General features: G+C 72.1%; 14 protein-coding genes and 1 pseudogene. 6 read left to right on the forward strand and 9 right to left on the reverse strand.

Annotation, left to right across the window (positions count from 1 at the left end; all coding sequences use genetic code 11):
• Positions 1-9 precede the first annotated feature (9 nt).
• The gene (locus tag QF030_RS09205) at positions 10-1,509 is read right to left on the reverse strand and encodes an SCO1417 family MocR-like transcription factor (RefSeq protein ID WP_307162165.1); all 1,500 of its coding nucleotides are present in this window, start codon (positions 1,507-1,509) and stop codon (positions 10-12) included.
• Positions 1,510-1,608: 99 nt separating this feature from the next.
• Here QF030_RS09205 and yczE point away from each other — a divergent pair, with 99 nt between their 5' ends.
• The 4 genes from yczE (at position 1,609) to QF030_RS09225 (ending at position 5,147) form a co-directional block, all read left to right on the forward strand.
• The gene (gene yczE, locus QF030_RS09210; protein ID WP_307162166.1) at positions 1,609-2,295 is read left to right on the forward strand and encodes a membrane protein YczE; all 687 of its coding nucleotides are present in this window, start codon (positions 1,609-1,611) and stop codon (positions 2,293-2,295) included.
• An 8-nt stretch (positions 2,296-2,303) separates the two neighbouring features.
• The gene (locus tag QF030_RS09215; RefSeq protein WP_373428886.1) at positions 2,304-3,059 is read left to right on the forward strand and encodes a glycerophosphodiester phosphodiesterase; all 756 of its coding nucleotides are present in this window, start codon (positions 2,304-2,306) and stop codon (positions 3,057-3,059) included.
• A gap of 52 nt (positions 3,060-3,111) precedes the next feature.
• Complete coding sequence (locus QF030_RS09220) at positions 3,112-4,494, forward strand: MFS transporter (RefSeq protein WP_307162168.1); 1,383 nt, start codon at positions 3,112-3,114, stop codon at positions 4,492-4,494.
• Positions 4,495-4,772: 278 nt separating this feature from the next.
• Positions 4,773-5,147, forward strand: a complete 375-nt coding sequence (locus QF030_RS09225) for an RNA polymerase-binding protein RbpA (RefSeq protein ID WP_020128921.1) — start codon at positions 4,773-4,775, stop codon at positions 5,145-5,147.
• A gap of 204 nt (positions 5,148-5,351) precedes the next feature.
• Here QF030_RS09225 and fxsA read toward each other — a convergent pair.
• The 4 genes and pseudogenes from fxsA to QF030_RS09245 form a co-directional block, all read right to left on the reverse strand.
• Positions 5,352-5,880: pseudogene (gene fxsA / locus QF030_RS09230) on the reverse strand (FxsA family membrane protein).
• A 46-nt stretch (positions 5,881-5,926) separates the two neighbouring features.
• A complete protein-coding gene (locus QF030_RS09235) occupies positions 5,927-6,763 on the reverse strand; it encodes a polyprenol monophosphomannose synthase (protein ID WP_307162169.1) in 837 nt (278 codons plus the stop codon).
• Between the two features lie 609 nt (positions 6,764-7,372).
• Positions 7,373-8,989, reverse strand: a complete 1,617-nt coding sequence (locus tag QF030_RS09240) for an amidohydrolase (RefSeq protein WP_307162170.1) — start codon at positions 8,987-8,989, stop codon at positions 7,373-7,375.
• A gap of 66 nt (positions 8,990-9,055) precedes the next feature.
• The gene (locus QF030_RS09245; RefSeq protein WP_307162171.1) at positions 9,056-9,496 is read right to left on the reverse strand and encodes an Lrp/AsnC family transcriptional regulator; all 441 of its coding nucleotides are present in this window, start codon (positions 9,494-9,496) and stop codon (positions 9,056-9,058) included.
• A gap of 276 nt (positions 9,497-9,772) precedes the next feature.
• Here QF030_RS09245 and QF030_RS09250 point away from each other — a divergent pair, with 276 nt between their 5' ends.
• Positions 9,773-10,234: a hypothetical protein gene (locus tag QF030_RS09250; RefSeq protein WP_307162172.1), complete on the forward strand. Its 462-nt coding sequence runs from the start codon at positions 9,773-9,775 to the stop codon at positions 10,232-10,234.
• A 539-nt stretch (positions 10,235-10,773) separates the two neighbouring features.
• Here the strand turns inward: QF030_RS09250 and QF030_RS09260 are convergent.
• The gene (locus QF030_RS09260; RefSeq protein ID WP_307167519.1) at positions 10,774-11,949 is read right to left on the reverse strand and encodes an acyl-CoA dehydrogenase family protein; all 1,176 of its coding nucleotides are present in this window, start codon (positions 11,947-11,949) and stop codon (positions 10,774-10,776) included.
• 244 nt (positions 11,950-12,193) lie between these two features.
• On the opposite strand from QF030_RS09260, the gene QF030_RS09265 reads away from it, so the two are divergent.
• Positions 12,194-13,441 carry a glycoside hydrolase family 18 protein gene (locus QF030_RS09265; protein ID WP_307162174.1) on the forward strand — a complete coding sequence of 416 codons (1,248 nt, stop codon included), beginning with the start codon at positions 12,194-12,196 and terminating at the stop codon, positions 13,439-13,441.
• A gap of 76 nt (positions 13,442-13,517) precedes the next feature.
• On the opposite strand, the gene QF030_RS09270 is transcribed toward QF030_RS09265, so the two are convergent.
• The 3 genes from QF030_RS09270 to QF030_RS09280 all read right to left on the reverse strand — a co-directional run bounded on the left by QF030_RS09270 (position 13,518) and on the right by QF030_RS09280 (position 15,858).
• Complete coding sequence (locus tag QF030_RS09270) at positions 13,518-14,177, reverse strand: TetR/AcrR family transcriptional regulator (protein WP_307162175.1); 660 nt, start codon at positions 14,175-14,177, stop codon at positions 13,518-13,520.
• A gap of 74 nt (positions 14,178-14,251) precedes the next feature.
• Positions 14,252-14,392, reverse strand: coding sequence for an SCO1431 family membrane protein (locus QF030_RS09275; RefSeq protein ID WP_307162176.1), 141 nt, complete (start codon positions 14,390-14,392; stop codon positions 14,252-14,254).
• Between the two features lie 92 nt (positions 14,393-14,484).
• Positions 14,485-15,858 carry a peptidase C39 family protein gene (locus QF030_RS09280; RefSeq protein ID WP_307162177.1) on the reverse strand — a complete coding sequence of 458 codons (1,374 nt, stop codon included), beginning with the start codon at positions 15,856-15,858 and terminating at the stop codon, positions 14,485-14,487.
• Between the last annotated feature and the right edge of the window lie 179 nt (positions 15,859-16,037).

Raw genomic sequence — 16,037 nt, forward strand, 5'->3', positions numbered from 1 at the left:
CTCCTCGTCCTAGGCGACGAACGTGCGCGGCCCCTCGCCGCCCACCGTGCCCCCGCTCTCCACGATCCGGGCGGCGGCCGCCAGCCGGGCGGCCGCCTCCTCCGCCACCGCGCCTCCCACGGTGAACGGCAGCCGCACATACCCCTCGAAGGCGCCGTCGACGCCGAACCGCGGCCCGGACGGCACCCGCAGGCCCACCCGCTCCCCCGCCTCGGCGAGCCGTGATCCGGAGAGCCCCCCGGCCCGCACCCACAGCGTCAGCCCGCCCTTGGGCACGGCGTACTCCCATTCCGGAAGCTCCCGGCGCAGCGCCGTGACCAGATCGTCGCGGTTCTCCCGGGCCTGCCGGCGGCGCAGCTCGACGGCCTGCTCCCAGCCACCGGTGCTGAACAGCCAGTTCACCGCCAACTGCTCCAGCACCGGCGTGCCGAGGTCGGCGTAGGCCCGCGCCGCGACGAGGCTGCGGATGACGTCCGGGGCCGCCCGCACCCAGCCGATGCGCATCCCGGCCCAGAAGGCCTTGCTCGCCGACCCCACCGTGATCACCGTCGACCCGGCCGGGTCGAAGCCGCACACGGGCCGCGGCATCTCGACATCGTCGTCGAGCCACAGCTCGCTCATGGTCTCGTCGGCGACCAGCACGGTCCCGGCGGACCGGGCCGCCTCCACCAGCCGGCGCCGCTGGTCCTCGTCGGCGAGCGCCCCGGTCGGGTTGTGGAAGTCGGCGACGACGTACGCGATGCGCGGCGCGGCCTCGCGCAGGACCTGGCGCCAGCGGTCCATGTCCCACCCGGCGAGCCCCTCGGCCATCGCGACGGGAACCAGCCGAGCACCCGCCTCCCGCATCAGCTGGAGGATGTTGGCGTAGGAGGGCGACTCGACGGCGATGCGCTCGCCACGCCCGCCGAACAGATGACAGATGGCGTCGATGGCCCCCATCGCGCCGGTGGTGACCATGATCTGCTCGGGCATCGTCGGGATCCCGCGCGCGGTGTACCGCTCGGCGATCATCGACCGCAGCGCGGGCAGGCCCGCCGGGTAGTCGCCGTGCGTGTGGGCGTACGGCGGCAGCTCCTCCAGCGCGCCGCGCACCGCGCGGGTCAGCCAGGGCTCGGGCGCGGGCAGCGCCGCGCAGCCCAGGTCGATGATCGAGCCGAGGGCTTCGGGCGGCAGGGGCTCCAGACCGCGCGCCGGAACCGGGTTGCCCGCCGGGACGGCCGTCCAGCTGCCCGCGCCGCGCCGGGACTCCAGGAACCCCTCGGCGCGCAGCGCCTCGTAGGCGGCGGCGACGGTCGTACGACTCACGGACAGGGACAGGGCCAGTTCCCGTTCCGCGGGCAGGCGCGCGGCCACCGGGACGCGGCCTTCCAGCACCAGCAGCCGGATGCCGTCGGCGAGCGCCCGGTAGGCCGGCGGCCGGCGCGAGCCGGGGCCGGCCGGGCGGTCCTGCTGGGACTTGAGCAGCCGCGCGAGCTGGGCGGCCCCCACCGCCGAGGTCCACTGCGCCATGATTACCAGTCCACCTTCCCCGAATTGGCCATGGATGCCATGCGCTTCCAAGCCACAGAGTGTCACGAGCCAGGCCACTACCACCACCAGGAGGACCCCTTGTCCGAGGCGCCACCGCGGGAGACACCACCGCGGGATCCGAACGGCCACCTCGCCCGCCGACTGATCCAGCTGTACGTCGGTCTCGCGCTCTACGGCGCCAGCTCCGCCCTCCTCGTGCGGGCGGGTCTCGGCCTCGAGCCCTGGAACGTGCTGCATCAGGGGCTCGCCGAGCTCACCGGCCTCACGATCGGCGTCGTGTCGATCGTGGTCGGCGCCGCGGTACTGCTGCTGTGGATCCCGCTCCGTCAGCGCCCGGGCCTCGGCACGGTCTCCAACGTCTTCGTCGTCGGCCTGGCGATGGACGGCACGCTCGCGCACGTCCCCGACGCGCACGGGCCGGCCGTCCAGGTACCGCTGCTGCTGACCGGGATCGTCCTCAATGGGGCGGCCACCGGCCTCTACATCGCGGCCAGCTTCGGACCGGGCCCGCGTGACGGCCTGATGACGGGGCTGCACCGGCGTACCGGGCGTTCGATCCGGCTGATGCGGACGGCGGTGGAGGTGGCGGTCGTGGCGACCGGGTTCGCCCTCGGCGGCACCATCGGCGTGGGCACCCTGCTCTACGCGGTGGCGATCGGGCCGCTCGCCCAGCTGTTCCTGCGCATGTTCGCCGTTCCCGCCGCACCGGGTGGCAGCACGGTCGTTGCCACCGGGACACCCCAGGGAGCAATACTGCGTCCGTGACCAGCCTCATGACCCACCCGTACCTCGACCATCCGGGACCCATCCCGTTCGCGCACCGCGGCGGGGCCGCGGACGGTCTGGAGAACACGGCCGCGCAGTTCCGGCGCGCCGTCGAGGCGGGTTACCGCTACATCGAGACCGATGTGCACGCCACGCGGGACGGCAGGCTCGTCGCCTTCCACGACTCGACGCTGGACCGGATGACCGACGGCGCGGGCCGCATAGCCGACCTCTCCTGGTCGGAGGTCACCCGCGCGCGGGTGGCGGGGAAGGAGCCGGTGCCGCTCTTCGAGGAGCTTCTGGAGACCTTCCCCCAGGTGCGGTGGAACGTCGATCTCAAGGCGGAGCCCGCGCTGCACCCGCTGCTCGACCTGATCGCACGCACGGGCGCGTGGGACCGGGTCTGCGTCGGCTCGTTCTCGGAGGCGCGGGTCGAGCGGGCCCAGCGGCTGGCCGGGCCGCGCCTGGCGACCTCGTACGGTACCCGCGGTGTGCTCAACCTGCGGTTGCGGTCCTGGGGCGTGCCCGCGGCGCTGCGTCGCTCGGCGGTCGCCGCGCAGGTGCCCGAGAGCCAGTCGGGCATCCAGGTCGTGGACCACCGCTTCGTGCACGCCGCCCACGCGCGCGGGCTCCAGGTCCACGTGTGGACGATCAATGATGCGGATCGGATGCACCGGCTCCTCGACCTGGGAGTCGATGGCATCATGACCGATCACATCGACACACTGCGCGAGGTCATGGAGGACCGCGGCGTCTGGGTCTGACCTCGGTCCCGTCGCCCGCGCGCGGCTGCGGCAGCGGAAGGCGGGGGCACGGGTGGACATCGGCACCGTGCGGACGGCGGCGTCCGACGAGGCCGCCGAACGGCGGCGCGAGCAACGCGGCTGGTACTTCTACGACTGGGCGTGCTCTGTCTACTCGACGAGTGTGCTCACCGTGTTCCTCGGCCCGTACCTGACATCGGTGGCCAAGCGGGCGGCGGACGCCGAAGGGTACGTGCATCCGCTGGGCGTCCCCGTGCGGGCGGGTTCCTTCTTCGCGTACTCGGTGTCCCTGTCGGTGATCGTGGCCGTGCTGGTGATGCCCCTGGTGGGTGCGGCCGCCGACCGCAGCGGCCGTAAGAAACCCCTGCTGGGAGCCGCCGCCTATGTGGGCGCCGCGGCCACGACCGGCATGTTCTTCCTGGGCGGCGACCGCTATCTGCTGGGAGGCGCGCTGCTGATCGTGGCGAACGCGGCCCAGTCGGTGGCGATGATGCTGTACAACTCCTATCTGCCGCAGATCGCCCCGCCCGAGGAACGCGACGCGGTCTCCTCCCGGGGCTGGGCCTTCGGCTACGCGGCGGGCTCGCTGGTCCTGGTCGTCAACCTGGTGCTCTACCTCGCACACGACTCCTTCGGTGTGTCCGAGTCGATGGCCGTGCGGATCTGTCTGGCCTCGGCCGGTCTGTGGTGGGGCGGCTTCACACTGATCCCGCTGCTGCGGCTGCGCGACCGCCCGACCGCCGCCCAGAAGGCGACCGCACAGACGGACCGGACGGACGAGTCGGACCGCACGGCTCCCGGGCTGCGGCAGCTCGTGGCCACGGTCCGCGACATGCGGCGCCACCCGCTGACCCTCGCCTTCCTCCTCGCGTACCTGGTCTACAACGACGGCATCCAGACGGTGATCTCGCAGGCCTCGGTCTACGGCTCGGAGGAGCTCGGCCTCAGCCAGTCCACGCTGATCGGCGCCGTCCTGCTGGTGCAGGTACTGGCCGTGGCGGGCGCGCTGGGCATGGGGCGTCTGGCCCGGACGTACGGCGCGAAGCGCACCGTCCTCGGCTCACTGGCGGCCTGGACGCTCACCCTGGGCGCCGGGTACTTCCTGCCGGCCGGGGCGCCGGCCGGCTTCTTCCTGCTGGCCGCCGCGATCGGCCTGGTCCTCGGCGGCAGCCAGGCGCTGTCCCGCTCCCTCTTCTCCCACCTGGTCCCGCCCGGCAAGGAGGCCGAGTACTTCTCGGCGTACGAGATGAGCGACCGTGGCATGAGCTGGCTCGGCCCGCTCGTCTTCGGGGTGACCTACCAGCTGACCGGGAGCTACCGGGACGCGATCATCTCGCTGGTGGTCTTCTTCGTCGCGGGGTTCCTCCTGCTCGCCCGGGTGCCGGTACGGCAGGCGATCGGCGACGCGGGGAACCCGGTACCCGAGAAGATTTAGCACTCAAGGCGAAAGGGCGGTAGTGTACGCGTTTGGCCTGCCAGGCGTACCGTTACTGCGCGTCAAAGATGCCGAAACGCTGGGTGACATCTCCTTTCAGATGTGACAAACCGGGCGCCGGTGGGTACTGCACTGGTTGACAAGACCGCGGCTACGACGGCGACGCATGACCCGGAACGGGACTCCGAACGGGAATCTTTACCGCCGACCGGACGTTGACCGGATGACGACGACAGCGACACCTGTCCTGTGGGCGACAAGCCCGGGAGGCACGATTCATGAGTGAGCGAGCTCTTCGCGGCACGCGCCTCGTGGTGACCAGCTACGAGACGGACCGCGGCATCGACCTGGCCCCGCGCCAGGCCGTGGAGTACGCATGCGAGAAGGGGCATCGGTTTGAGATGCCCTTCTCGGTCGAGGCGGAGATTCCGCCGGAGTGGGAGTGCAAGGTCTGTGGAGCCCCTGCACTCCTCGTGGACGGCGACGGCCCTGAGGAAAAGAAGGCCAAGCCCGCGCGTACCCATTGGGACATGCTGATGGAGCGGCGGACCCGCGAGGAACTGGAAGAGGTTCTCGAGGAGCGGCTCGCCGTTCTGCGGTCCGGGGCGATGAACCTTGCGGTACATCCCCGCGACAGCCGCAAAAGCGCATAGCCCCACGGGGCTGTGACCAGCTTCACAGCGCACGACAAATGACCGCGGGCGCCGTACGTGACATACGTACGGCGCCCGCGGTCGTCGTGCTGCCCTGTGTCGGTCAGAGTGAGAGTGATGTGCGTCAGGCAGGGCGCCCGGCCGGCCAGGGCCCCGCCTGATCAGCCGGAGAGAACCCCCTGGGCCCCTGGCCCGCTGCTCGGATCACTGCTCGTCCCTGATGACCTCGCCCTGCACCACCTTGCCGTCCGGGCGGTGGATGCGGGCCTGCTGGAAAGCGTCCCCCAGGGAGCCGGGCGTGCCCGCGGCCGCCCTCAGCTTGCGCTCCCCATAACCGCCGACCGCCTTCTGGACCGGCGGGAGGAGCAGGAGCAGGCCGATCACGTCGGACGCCAGGCCCGGGATCATCAGAAGCAGGCCGCCCAGCATCATCAGGCCGTTGCCGCCGCCGCGGCGGGGTGCCGTGCCGCGCTGGAGCGCCTCGTTCAGGTTCTGGAAGGCCCGGCGACCCGCCCGCTTGATGACCACGGCGCCCAGGACGAACCCGGCGACGAGGAGCAGCAGCACCACCGGCCCGCTCGTCGCGCCCGCGACCACAATCAGCAGCCAGATCTCCAGCACCAGCCACGCGGCGAGCGCAAGCGGCAGGAAGGTCCGCAGGCGGGAGCGGCGGGGCCGGGGCCGGGGCCTGGCCGGATGTCGGGTAGGCGGGGGTCGGAGAGCCAGTCGTCATGCCTCCAGTGTGCCCCGACCAGGCTCAGAGCGGCATAAGGGGACGATCAGCCTTCGCCGCGGGACTCGGCGGGCGCCTGCGCGCGCTCCGGCTGGTCGGCTTTCCGGCCCGTGATCTTGCCGACCCGCTCCCCCACACCCCACGCCGTGACCCGCCACAGCGCCTCGACGAGGATGTCCCGGCTCATCTTGGAGTCGCCGTGCTCACGCTCGACGAAGGTGATGGGCACCTCGATGACATGGAAGCCGGCCTTGACGGCACGGCGGGCGAGGTCGACCTGGAAGCAGTAGCCCTGGGAGGCGACCTCCTCCAGGCCGAGGCCCTCGAGGGTTTCACGGCGGAACGCGCGGTAGCCGCCGGTGATGTCGCGCAGCGGGAGGTCGAGCGCGAGGCGGGAGTAGAGGCTGCCGCCTCGGGAGATGACCTCACGGGACCTGGGCCAGTTCACCACCCGGCCGCCCGGCACCCACCGGGAGCCCAGGACCAGATCGGCGCTCTTGAGCGCGGTGAGCAGGCGTGGCAGCTCCTCGGGCTGGTGGGAACCGTCGGCGTCCATCTCGATCAGCACGCCATAGCCGTTCTCCAGCCCCCAGCGGAAGCCCGCGAGGTAGGCGGCGCCGAGGCCCTCCTTGCCCTTGCGGTGCAGGACCTGGACCTGGTCGTCACCGACGGCCAGTTCGTCGGCGAGCTTGCCGGTGCCGTCGGGGCTGTTGTCGTCGGCCACGAGGACGTGAGCTTCGGGGACGGCCTTGCGCACCCTGCCGACGATGCTCTTGATGTTCTCCGCCTCGTTGTAGGTCGGGATGATCACCAAGGCCGTGCCGAGCGGACCGAACCGCCTCCCCCGGTCCTGTGCCGCGAGGGTCCCGTCGCCGTCGTTCACTACTGCCCCTTCATGTCCGTACGCAGGGAACCACCATAGTGGCCGCCGCCTGCGATGACGTGACGGGACGTACGTACGGTGGTGTCGAATCCGCGGGAGCGGGGTAAGAACGTACCTTTGGGCTTGTATGTACGCACCTACCCCGTGGGGACGAGCGCAAGCCGGGGTGCAGACCGACGGTGAGCGCAGAGCGGGAGCGCGGGTCTGCTGCGGATGGGGGCCCGGCGCTCTTCGGGCCGGCCCGGGATCCGCTGGCTGCGGGTCGACCGAAGCCGTTGTCTACTGAGCGCCCGGGCCCCATCCGGGTCACACCTCCCCGACCGGCCGGAACGTTCCCTCGCTGCGGCGCGGGCGCTGAGCCTGGCTGCCAGTGGCGGTGCGCCGGTGCGGCTCACCGTCCCTGACCCAGCGGCGCCGCGGCGAGTGCGCGGGCGTTCCCCGGGTGGGGCGTCCGGTGGTGGACTCCGCCGAACCTACCGGCCCCCCGCCATCGGCTGTCAACAGCGGCTTGACCTGCGAATACTCCGTCAATGCGCAGGTCAGCGGGGAGAAGAACCCGGGCGCATGTCGGCGGCGGACGGGTGATCTTCCCCGGGCCGGCCCGGGCGATCACTCGCTCGGCCGCAGGAAGACGGTCCGGCCGCCCACCACCGTGCGCAGGCAGACCGGGAGCTCACCGCCGGGGGTCAGGTCCGGCAGGCCCGGGGTGCCGGAACGGGGGTCGGTGGACCAGCGGGCGACCCGGTCGTCGGGGGCCTGGACGACCAGTTCGTCGGTACGCCAGACCGCGTAGTCGGCGGGCGCGCCGGGGACCAGGACGCCCGCGTCGTCCCGGCCGACCGCACGCCAGCCGCCGCGCGTGTGGGCCGTGAACGCGGCGCGGGCGGACACCCGGTGCTGGGGGGTGCGGTGGAAGGCGGCGGCGCGGACCGTGCCCCAGGGGTCGAGGGGGGTGACCGGGCTGTCGGAGCCGAAGGCGAGCGGGACACCCGCGCGCAGCAGGGCCGCGAAGGGATTCAGCGTGCGGGCGCGCTCGGCGCCCAGCCGCTGGGCGTACAGGCCCTCCTCGCCGCCCCACAGGGCGTCGAAGGCGGGCTGGACGGAGGCGGTGAGGCCGAGTTCGGCGAAGGCGGCGATCGTCTCGGGCGTGAGCATCTCGGCGTGCTCGATGCGGTGGCGGGCGGCGCGGATCCGGGCGAGGCCGACCTTCTCCGCGGCGGCGCGCACCCCCTCGACGACGGCGGTCACGGCGGCGTCGCCGATGGCATGGAAGCCCGCCTGGAGGCCGGCCTCGGTGCAGGCCGTCACGTGGTCGGCGACGTCGGCGGCGTCCAGGTAGGCGGTGCCGGTGTGGCCGGCGTCGGTGTAGGCGGCGTGCAGACAGGCGGTGTGGGAGCCGAGGGCCCCGTCGACGAACAGGTCTCCGGCGGCGCCGAGCGCGCCCAGTTGCCGGGCCTTGTCGACATCGCGCTCGGCCCAGTAGCCCACGACCCGGGGGCCGGGCTCCTCGGCGGCGAGCCGCAGCAGGTCCGTGAAGTCGTCCTCGGAGGAGATCTCGGGTCCCGCGCACTCGTGGACCGAGCCGATGCCGAGGGAGGCGGCGTGTGCGAGGGCGGTCCGCTGCGCCTCGGCGCGTCGGCCGGGCGTCACAGCTGCGAACGCGGCGGCGCGGACGGCGTGGTGGGCGTCGCGGGTGAGCGGTGCGCCGTCCGCGAAGCCCGGCGCGGTGCGGGCCCCCGGCGCCCGTTCCAGCAGAGCGGTGGTGACCACGGCGGAGTGGACGTCGATCCGGCTGAGGTAGAGCGGCCGGCCGCCGGTCGCCTCGTCCAGTTCGTCCCGTCGGGGCGGGCGGCCCTCAGGCCAGCGGGAGGCGTCCCAACCGTGCCCGAGCAGCACCTTGTCCTGCGGTCGGGCCACCGCGAAGGCCCGTACGAGGTCGAGGGCGACCGCCAGGGAGGAGGCGCCGGAGAGGTCGAGACCGGTGAGCGCGAGACCGGTGGACGTGGTGTGCACATGGGCGTCGGTGAACGCCGGGGTGACCAGTGCGCCGTCCAGGTCGACCACCTCGTCGACGCCGTCCGCGAAGGCGTCGGCGGCGCCTTCGGAGCCGACCCAGGCGACCTGGCCGCGTTCGACGACCATCGCGGTCGCGAACGGGTCGGCGGGGCTGTGTACCTCTCCTCGGCGGAGCAGGACGGTCTTCGGCTCGGCGGTGCGCTCACTCATGGGGAACAGTCTCGCGCCTCGCCCGCGCCTCTCGGCACGGGACCCCTCGGATCCGCTCGGATCGGCTCAGATGCGGGGCGCCCGGGCCTCGTACGGCGTGGAGAGCACGACCGTCGTGCGTGTCGACACACCGGCGAGTGCCCGGAGCCGCCCGAGCAGCTCCTCCAGCTCGTGCGGGGTGGCCACGCGCACCTTGAGGATGTAGTTCTCGTCACCGGCCACGCTGTGGCAGGCCTCGATCTCCGGTACGCCGGCCAGCCGCTCGGCGATGTCGTCGGGGGCGCTGGGGTCGAACGGTTTCACCGAGATGAAGGCGGTCAGGGGCAGCCCGATGGCCTCGGAGTCGACCACGGCCGCGTAGCCGCGGATGACACCGCGCTGTTCCAGTCGGCGCACTCGTTGGTGCACGGCCGAGGTGGACAGGCCCGTGGCCTTGCCCAGATCGGTGTAACTCATCCGCCCGTCCTTGACGAGCAGCTGCACGATTTGTCGGTCCAGCTCCTCCATGACGCAAGAACTTACCGTGCGTACGATCTCCGCGTATACCTATGCAGCCCAGGTCATAGCCGGTTCGTGATGTGGCCGGGAGCCGACGGCGGCCGGGAGCGGGCGCCCGCAGGCTCGACCGGCGCACGAGGCACCTGCGAGCGGCATGTGACGAACACCACAGCACTCCTCAACTCTTCGTGATGTCCTCGTGATTACCGCCGAGACGGGGCGGGAAGTGCTTGCTGTGGTCGAGGCCGCAGCGCCTTCACGGCCCAGCCCGAGGGGGAGAATCCCATGCAGAGTCTTAAGCGCCCTGGTCGCACCGCGCCCAAGCGGCTCCAGTCCGTGGTCGAGCCCGAGCCGGAGGGCGTCGAACCCGTCGACGCGGACTACTCCGACGGCTTCGACGACGACGCCGAGCACGTCGACGCGTACGACACCTTCGAGATGTACCGGGTGATCTGCCCGGACTGTGCCCAGCCCATCGCGCTGCTGGCGGACGAGGAGGTCCTGCCGGAGCACGCGCTGTGCGCCTCGCCGTGGAACCCCTTCGGCCTCACGGTCTGCGCCGGTACGGGACGGAAGGCCTCCGAGGCCCGGCCCGCGGACGAGTCCGTGGAGCCCCAGGAGCAGGACACCGCACTGCTGTTGACGCTCCCTCAGGGTCTGGACTGGCGTACACAGCCCTTCTCCCACGTCGGCGGTCCGGGCTCACGCCCGATGCGCGTGCCGACGATGCGCCGCCTGGCTGCCTGAGCCGCGCTTTCTCGGTCACCTCACCGGCCCGACGCGCCGAGCTGCCCCGCACCATGGCCCGCAGACCGCCGTGGCGCGGGATCAGCATGTCCGTGCGGCGGGACGGCCGGCGCCGGTCGAAGCGCGCCGCCCGCCGGCTTGGCCGTGCGTGCCGACTCGCGCCGACCTCCGCGAGTGGCATGGTTTCTGACGGTCCAGCAGTCGCCGTCCGACGGCGGGACACGGTCGAGCGGGAACCGGGGGCACTCCCCGAACTCACGCTCGACCATGTCCGCCGGTGACCTGTTGCGGGGCTTCGCGTTGCCCTGGTATGACCCCCACCCAGTCAGTCGCGCCCGGGCGTCACCGCCAGCTCTTCGCCCCGGCTCGTCCGGAAGCCGTCCGGGCAGAATCGGTTCCGCTGGCTCCGCCGCCACCGCAGGACCCGCCCATCTACCGCGACCTCCTGCGCACCTGGGCCGACCGGGGCCGCACCCTGCCGGGGCGCCACGACCCGGAATGGGTACGGCTGGCGGCCCCGCAGGTGCGCCCGGGCCAGTTCAGCGGGTATCCGGACCCAGCAGGTGACGGGCGATGACCGTCCGCTGGATCTGGTTCGTGCCCTCCACGATCTGGAGCACCTTGGCCTCGCGCAGGTAGCGCTCGACGGGGAAGTCGGCGGTGTAGCCGTACCCGCCGAGGACCTGTACGGCGTCGATGGTGACCTGCATGGCCGCGTCGGAGCAGTGGAGCTTGGCCATGGCCGCCTCCCGGCCGAACGGCCGCCCCGCGTCCCGACGCCGCGCGGCCGCCAGATACAGCGCCCGGCCCGCCTCGATCCGGGTCGCCATGTCGGCGAGCAGGAAGCGCAGCCCCTGGAAGTCGGCGATCGGCCGCCCGAACTGCCGTCGCCGGGTCGCCCAGGCGACGGCCTCGTCGAGCGCGGCCTGCGCGAGGCCGACCGCGCAGGCCGCGATGCCGAGCCGCCCCGAGTCCAGCGCGGCCAGGGCGATCGCGAAGCCCTGGCCCTCGTCGCCGATGCGCCGGTCGTCGGGGATCCGGACCCCGTCCAGATGCACCTGGGCGGTGGGCGAGCCCTTGAGTCCCATCTTGCGCTCAGGGGCCGCGACGCTCAGCCCCGCCGCGTCGCCGGGCACCAGGAACGCGGTGATCCCCGACGCGCCCGCGCCGCCGCTACGGGCCAGGACGGTGTAGAAGTCGGCCAGCCCGGCGTGGGTGATCCAGGCCTTGGTGCCGGTGATCACCCAGTCCCCGTCGCCCTCCCGCACGGCCCTGGTCCGCAGCGAGGCCGCGTCCGAACCGGCGGACGGCTCGGAGAGGCAGTACGCGCCGAGGCTTCCGCCGCCGAGCATGGCGGGCAGGTGCGTGGCCCGCTGCGCGTCCGTGCCGTACGCGGCCAGCGCGTATGAGGCCAGCGTGTGGACGCTCACGCCCAGTCCGACGGTGAGGCGGGCCGAGGCGAGCTCTTCGACGACCTGGAGGTACACCTCGTAGGGCTGGTCGCCGCCGCCGTGCGCGGAGTCGTACGGCAGACCGAGCAGACCCGATGCGGACAGCAGGGTGAACAGCTCGCGCGGGAAGCGCCCGGCGTCCTCCTCCTCGGCGGCGGCCGGTGCGATCTCGCGTCGGGCGATGTCCCGCACCAGTGTCATGAGTGCCCGGGCCTCGGCCGTGGGCAGGGAACGGTCCACGGGAGCCGGCACACGGCCGGGCATGGCGCGGTCGGGCATGGCGGATTCCTCCTCCCGGACTGACCAGCGGCTTCGCGCTGTGAGTATGCCCGCGCGACACCGCCACCGCACGGGCGGACACCGGTGGGCCGCGGGGACGGACCGTCGGCCGATTGGTCCGAACCATTGACCAAGGTGGTCTAGTCCTCTTACCGTTTCGCTCCAACGCTCCCCGCGTTCATGCCGATCGGCGTGCGATCCCCTCTCTGTCCCTGCGAGGAGACACCCGATGCACACCCCGCCCCGCTCCCGCCCCCGCGCCCGGTTCCGGACGCTGCTGTCCGCCGCCTGTTGCGCCGCGCTCGGCGCCGCCCTGCTGGCCGGCGCGGGCACCGCCACCGCCGGCGAACCCCGCCCCTCCGAGTCCCGTGCCGACGGCTCCAAGGTCGTGGGCTACTTCACCGACTGGGGCATCTACGACCGCAAGTACTACGTCAAGAACATCGAGACGTCCGGCTCCGCGGACCGGCTCACCCACATCAACTACGCCTTCGGCAACGTCACCGACGGCAAATGTGCCCTCGGCGACTCCTGGGCGGACACCGACCGGCCGTTCACCGCCGAGGAGTCCGTGGACGGCGTCGCGGACACCGCGGACCAGCCGCTCAGCGGCAACTTCAACCAGCTGCGCAAGCTGAAGAAGCTGCACCCGGACCTCAAGGTCCTCTGGTCGTTCGGCGGTTGGAGCTGGTCGGGCGGCTTCGGCGAGGCCGCCAAGGACCCGGCGGCCTTCGCCCGCTCCTGCTACGACCTGGTCGAGAACTCACGGTGGGCCGACGTCTTCGACGGCGTCGACATCGACTGGGAGTACCCGAACGCCTGCGGACTCACCTGCGACACCAGCGGCCGTGAGGCCTTCCGGGACGTCATGAAGGCGCTGCGCGCGAAGTTCGGCAAGCGCGAGCTGATCACGGCGGCGATCACCGCGGACGCGACCGGTGGCGGCAAGATCGAGGCGGCCGACTACGGGGGCGCGGCGCGCTACGTCGACTGGTACAACCCGATGACGTACGACTACTTCGGCGCGTGGGCGGCCACCGGGCCCACGGCACCGCACTCCCCGCTGACCTCGTACCCGGGCATCCCGCAGCAGGGCTACGACACCGCCGCCACGATCGCCAAGCTCAAGAGGCTGGGCATCCCGTCGCGGAAGCTGCTGCTCGGCATCGGCTTCTACGGGCGCGGCTGGACCGGCGTCACCCAGGCGAAGCCGGGCGGCACAGCCACCGGGCCCGCGGCGGGCACGTACGAGGCCGGAAACGAGGACTACAAGGTCCTCAAGGCCAAGTGCCCGGCCACCGGCCGGGTCGGTGGCACCGCCTACGCCAAGTGCGGGAACGAATGGTGGAGTTACGACACCCCCGCGACCGTCGCGACGAAGATGAAGTACCGGTCCGGGCAGAAGCTGGGCGGGACGTTCTTCTGGGAGCTGAGCGGGGACACGGCCGACGGTGAGCTGATCCACGCGATCAAGTAGCCCGGTCCACGGGGCACTCGGGGCGGAGGACCACGAGCCTCCGCCCCCGGTGCGTCCGCCTCGCGTCCGGCGTGCGTCAGACCTCGCGGCGGGCCGGCTTCGGCGCCGCGAAGGCGGGGTCGAGTTCCTCGATGGCGCGCAGGGAGCCGCCGAGGGTCTTCACCAGCAGCTCGCCCATGACCTCGCGGGAGAGTTCCGCGCGGGCGATCCACTCCAGGGTGGCCCCCTCGACGCTGCACACCCAGGCGAGCAGGCCCATGCGGGGCAGTGCCGGGATGTCGCCGCTGCCGTACGCGCCCTCGGCGATGGTCGCCACGATCGCCGCGCGCACCCCGTCCCGGATGGCGTGCACCTCGGTGTCGAAGCCGACGCCTCCGCTGACGATCGTGCGGTAGGCGGCCTGATTGTGCTCGGCGTAGCGCAGATAGCTGTCGATGGTGCGGTGCACCCGGTCCACCTGGGGCAGTTCGTGGCCGCCCGCCGCGAAGGTGACCAGGTCGGCGACGGAGTCCTGGATGATCGCCAGGTAGTAGCCGCGCTTGGACTGGAAGTAGTAGTAGATCAGCCCCTTGGCGACATGCGCCTGCCGGGCGATGTCATCCATCGAGAGCGCGTCGTAGGACGTGTCGGCGAACAACTTCCGCCCGATGGAGATGAGTTCGGCGCGGCGCGCCAGTGAACGCTCGGTGCCGCGTGCCCGGGGACGGGCAACTTCGCGCTGATCACTGATATTCAATTTCGACCCTGGTCTCGGGCGGTCGGCGGGACATCCGCAGTATGTCAGGTCAACCGTGCGTCAGGTCACGCCCGTCACAGCAGTCCGAGCTGGGTGACCAGCATCGCGACGACCGCGACGAGGACCCAGCCCATGAGGTGCTCGAGGACCTTCGGGCCGTCGGTCTCGGGGCCGCCGGTGCGGGCGCGGGTGGCGGTGGCTGTCTGTGCGGTCATGGTGTCTCGCTCGGGTCGGACGTACAGGGCGGTTCCCCCCACCGATCCGTCCACCTTGCCACCCGCCGGGGCTTTTGCGGCGGAGACCTTGCTCACACGGGGACCCCCACCGCCGTGAGGGCCTTGCGCTGGCGGGCCGTCGGACGCGTCGGGAAGTACAGATAGCAGACGCCTCCGGTGCCGGAGGCGACCTTCCCGCTCGCGTTGTACCGCTTGGTCCTGAGCCAGATGTTCTCGAACTCCCGCCGCCGGTAGACACGCCGCACCGCCGCGTCGTCCGCCGAGAACGGGTCGTTGGCGATCACATCGCCCTCCGCCGTGAAGCCGATCACGGTCATCAGGTGCCCGGAGGTGCCGTATCCCGCGCCCGTGAGCTCCTCCTTGAGGAAGGACTGGGACGTTATGGCCGGGATCCCCGCCACGATCAGCGTCTCCAGGTCGGTGAGCGAGCGGAGCCGGGTGACCACACCCTGGAGGTCCTCGAAGGTGGCCGCGTAGGCGGCGTTGAACGGCCAGTTGCCGCAGCCGCCGTACTGGTGGTCGTACGTGTACCTGGCCGCGTGGCAGACCTGCGGGTCGGCGTAGGACGGGTCCACCCACGCCAGCTGCTCCGCGGTGAGCCGCCCGCCCCAGTACTCGACGATCATCTGCGAGGAGGTGGGGCTGCACCAGGCCTCGCCGCCGCTGTCGTACTCGGGGTACTGCCCGAGGTGGATCTCCTGGGAGTAGCGCGGGACGGTCAGCTCCTGCGCCAGGCCCGGCACGGAGGCCGGGACGGTGAACCGGTCCGGGACGTCGGAGCCCATCACGCCCAGCCGCCACACGGTCGGGGTGAGCCTGGTGCCGGGGCGGCGGTACAGCGTGAGACGGAGGCGGCAGGAGGCTAGGCGAAGGCCGGTCGAGGCGTCGTCGATCGCGAAGGTGTCGGTCCAGACCGTGCTCCGGCCGTCGGTCTGGTCGTCGACCGAGGTGCGCTTGATGTCCTGGTCGCCGGAGGCCCAGCGGCCCATCACGTACCACGGGGTGTCCGTGCCGTCGGAGTACGCGCCCTTCAGCTCGATCTGGAGCCAGGTACCGGCCGGGGTGCTCGCGTTCCAGGAGGCGATCGCCTCCGTCGCGGGGACGGCGAGTTTCTGGACCGGGGACGTCCAGGTGGCGTACTCCCAGGTGGCCGTTGTGCCGGTGTGCGGGTCGGTGTAGTCGACCGTGCCGAGCGGCGTGCCGACGACGACTCCCGGGCGCAGGCCCGCCACGGCACGGGTGCCCTTGGCGGTGCCGGAGCGCCAGTCGGCGTACGTGGTCCAGGAGCGGTGGTCGACGGTCCGGGCCGGGGCCGGGGCCGGCCCGGCGGCCGTCGTGCCCGCCGTGTCGGCGGCCGTGGCGGCCGGGGCCGAGCCCCCTGCCACCGCGACGGCGAGCGAGGCGGCGAGGACGGTTCTGCGGGACGGCTGTTCGGCTCTGCTCATGAGCGGAAGACCCCCAGGGTGTCTGCGCGGCTGTGCGCCCACTATGGACGGAGCGGGCCCCGCCTTCCAGCACTTCCGCCCGTGCCACGCCACCAATATTGGTCTGAGCCACTGGCAGGACGAGCCGCCGTAGACTTTCACGCCGTACGACGCCTCTCCCCCTCACCCGCTTCTCTCCC

The sequence above is a fragment of the Streptomyces rishiriensis genome (genome assembly GCF_030815485.1).
GTDB lineage: Bacteria > Actinomycetota > Actinomycetes > Streptomycetales > Streptomycetaceae > Streptomyces > Streptomyces rishiriensis_A.

What these genes read in the sequence shown, in the direction of transcription:
- QF030_RS09250 (WP_307162172.1), top strand. Translation starts at nt 9,773, where the DNA reads ATGCAGAGTCTTAAGCGCCCTGGTCGCACCGCGCCCAAGCGGCTCCAG.
- QF030_RS09245 (WP_307162171.1), bottom strand. Translation starts at nt 9,496, where the DNA reads ATGGAGGAGCTGGACCGACAAATCGTGCAGCTGCTCGTCAAGGACGGG.
- QF030_RS09225 (WP_020128921.1), top strand. Translation starts at nt 4,773, where the DNA reads ATGAGTGAGCGAGCTCTTCGCGGCACGCGCCTCGTGGTGACCAGCTAC.
- QF030_RS09215 (WP_373428886.1), top strand. Translation starts at nt 2,304, where the DNA reads ATGACCCACCCGTACCTCGACCATCCGGGACCCATCCCGTTCGCGCAC.
- QF030_RS09275 (WP_307162176.1), bottom strand. Translation starts at nt 14,392, where the DNA reads ATGACCGCACAGACAGCCACCGCCACCCGCGCCCGCACCGGCGGCCCC.
- QF030_RS09280 (WP_307162177.1), bottom strand. Translation starts at nt 15,858, where the DNA reads ATGAGCAGAGCCGAACAGCCGTCCCGCAGAACCGTCCTCGCCGCCTCG.
- QF030_RS09205 (WP_307162165.1), bottom strand. Translation starts at nt 1,509, where the DNA reads ATGGCGCAGTGGACCTCGGCGGTGGGGGCCGCCCAGCTCGCGCGGCTG.
- QF030_RS09260 (WP_307167519.1), bottom strand. Translation starts at nt 11,949, where the DNA reads ATGCCCGGCCGTGTGCCGGCTCCCGTGGACCGTTCCCTGCCCACGGCC.
- QF030_RS09240 (WP_307162170.1), bottom strand. Translation starts at nt 8,989, where the DNA reads ATGAGTGAGCGCACCGCCGAGCCGAAGACCGTCCTGCTCCGCCGAGGA.
- QF030_RS09265 (WP_307162174.1), top strand. Translation starts at nt 12,194, where the DNA reads ATGCACACCCCGCCCCGCTCCCGCCCCCGCGCCCGGTTCCGGACGCTG.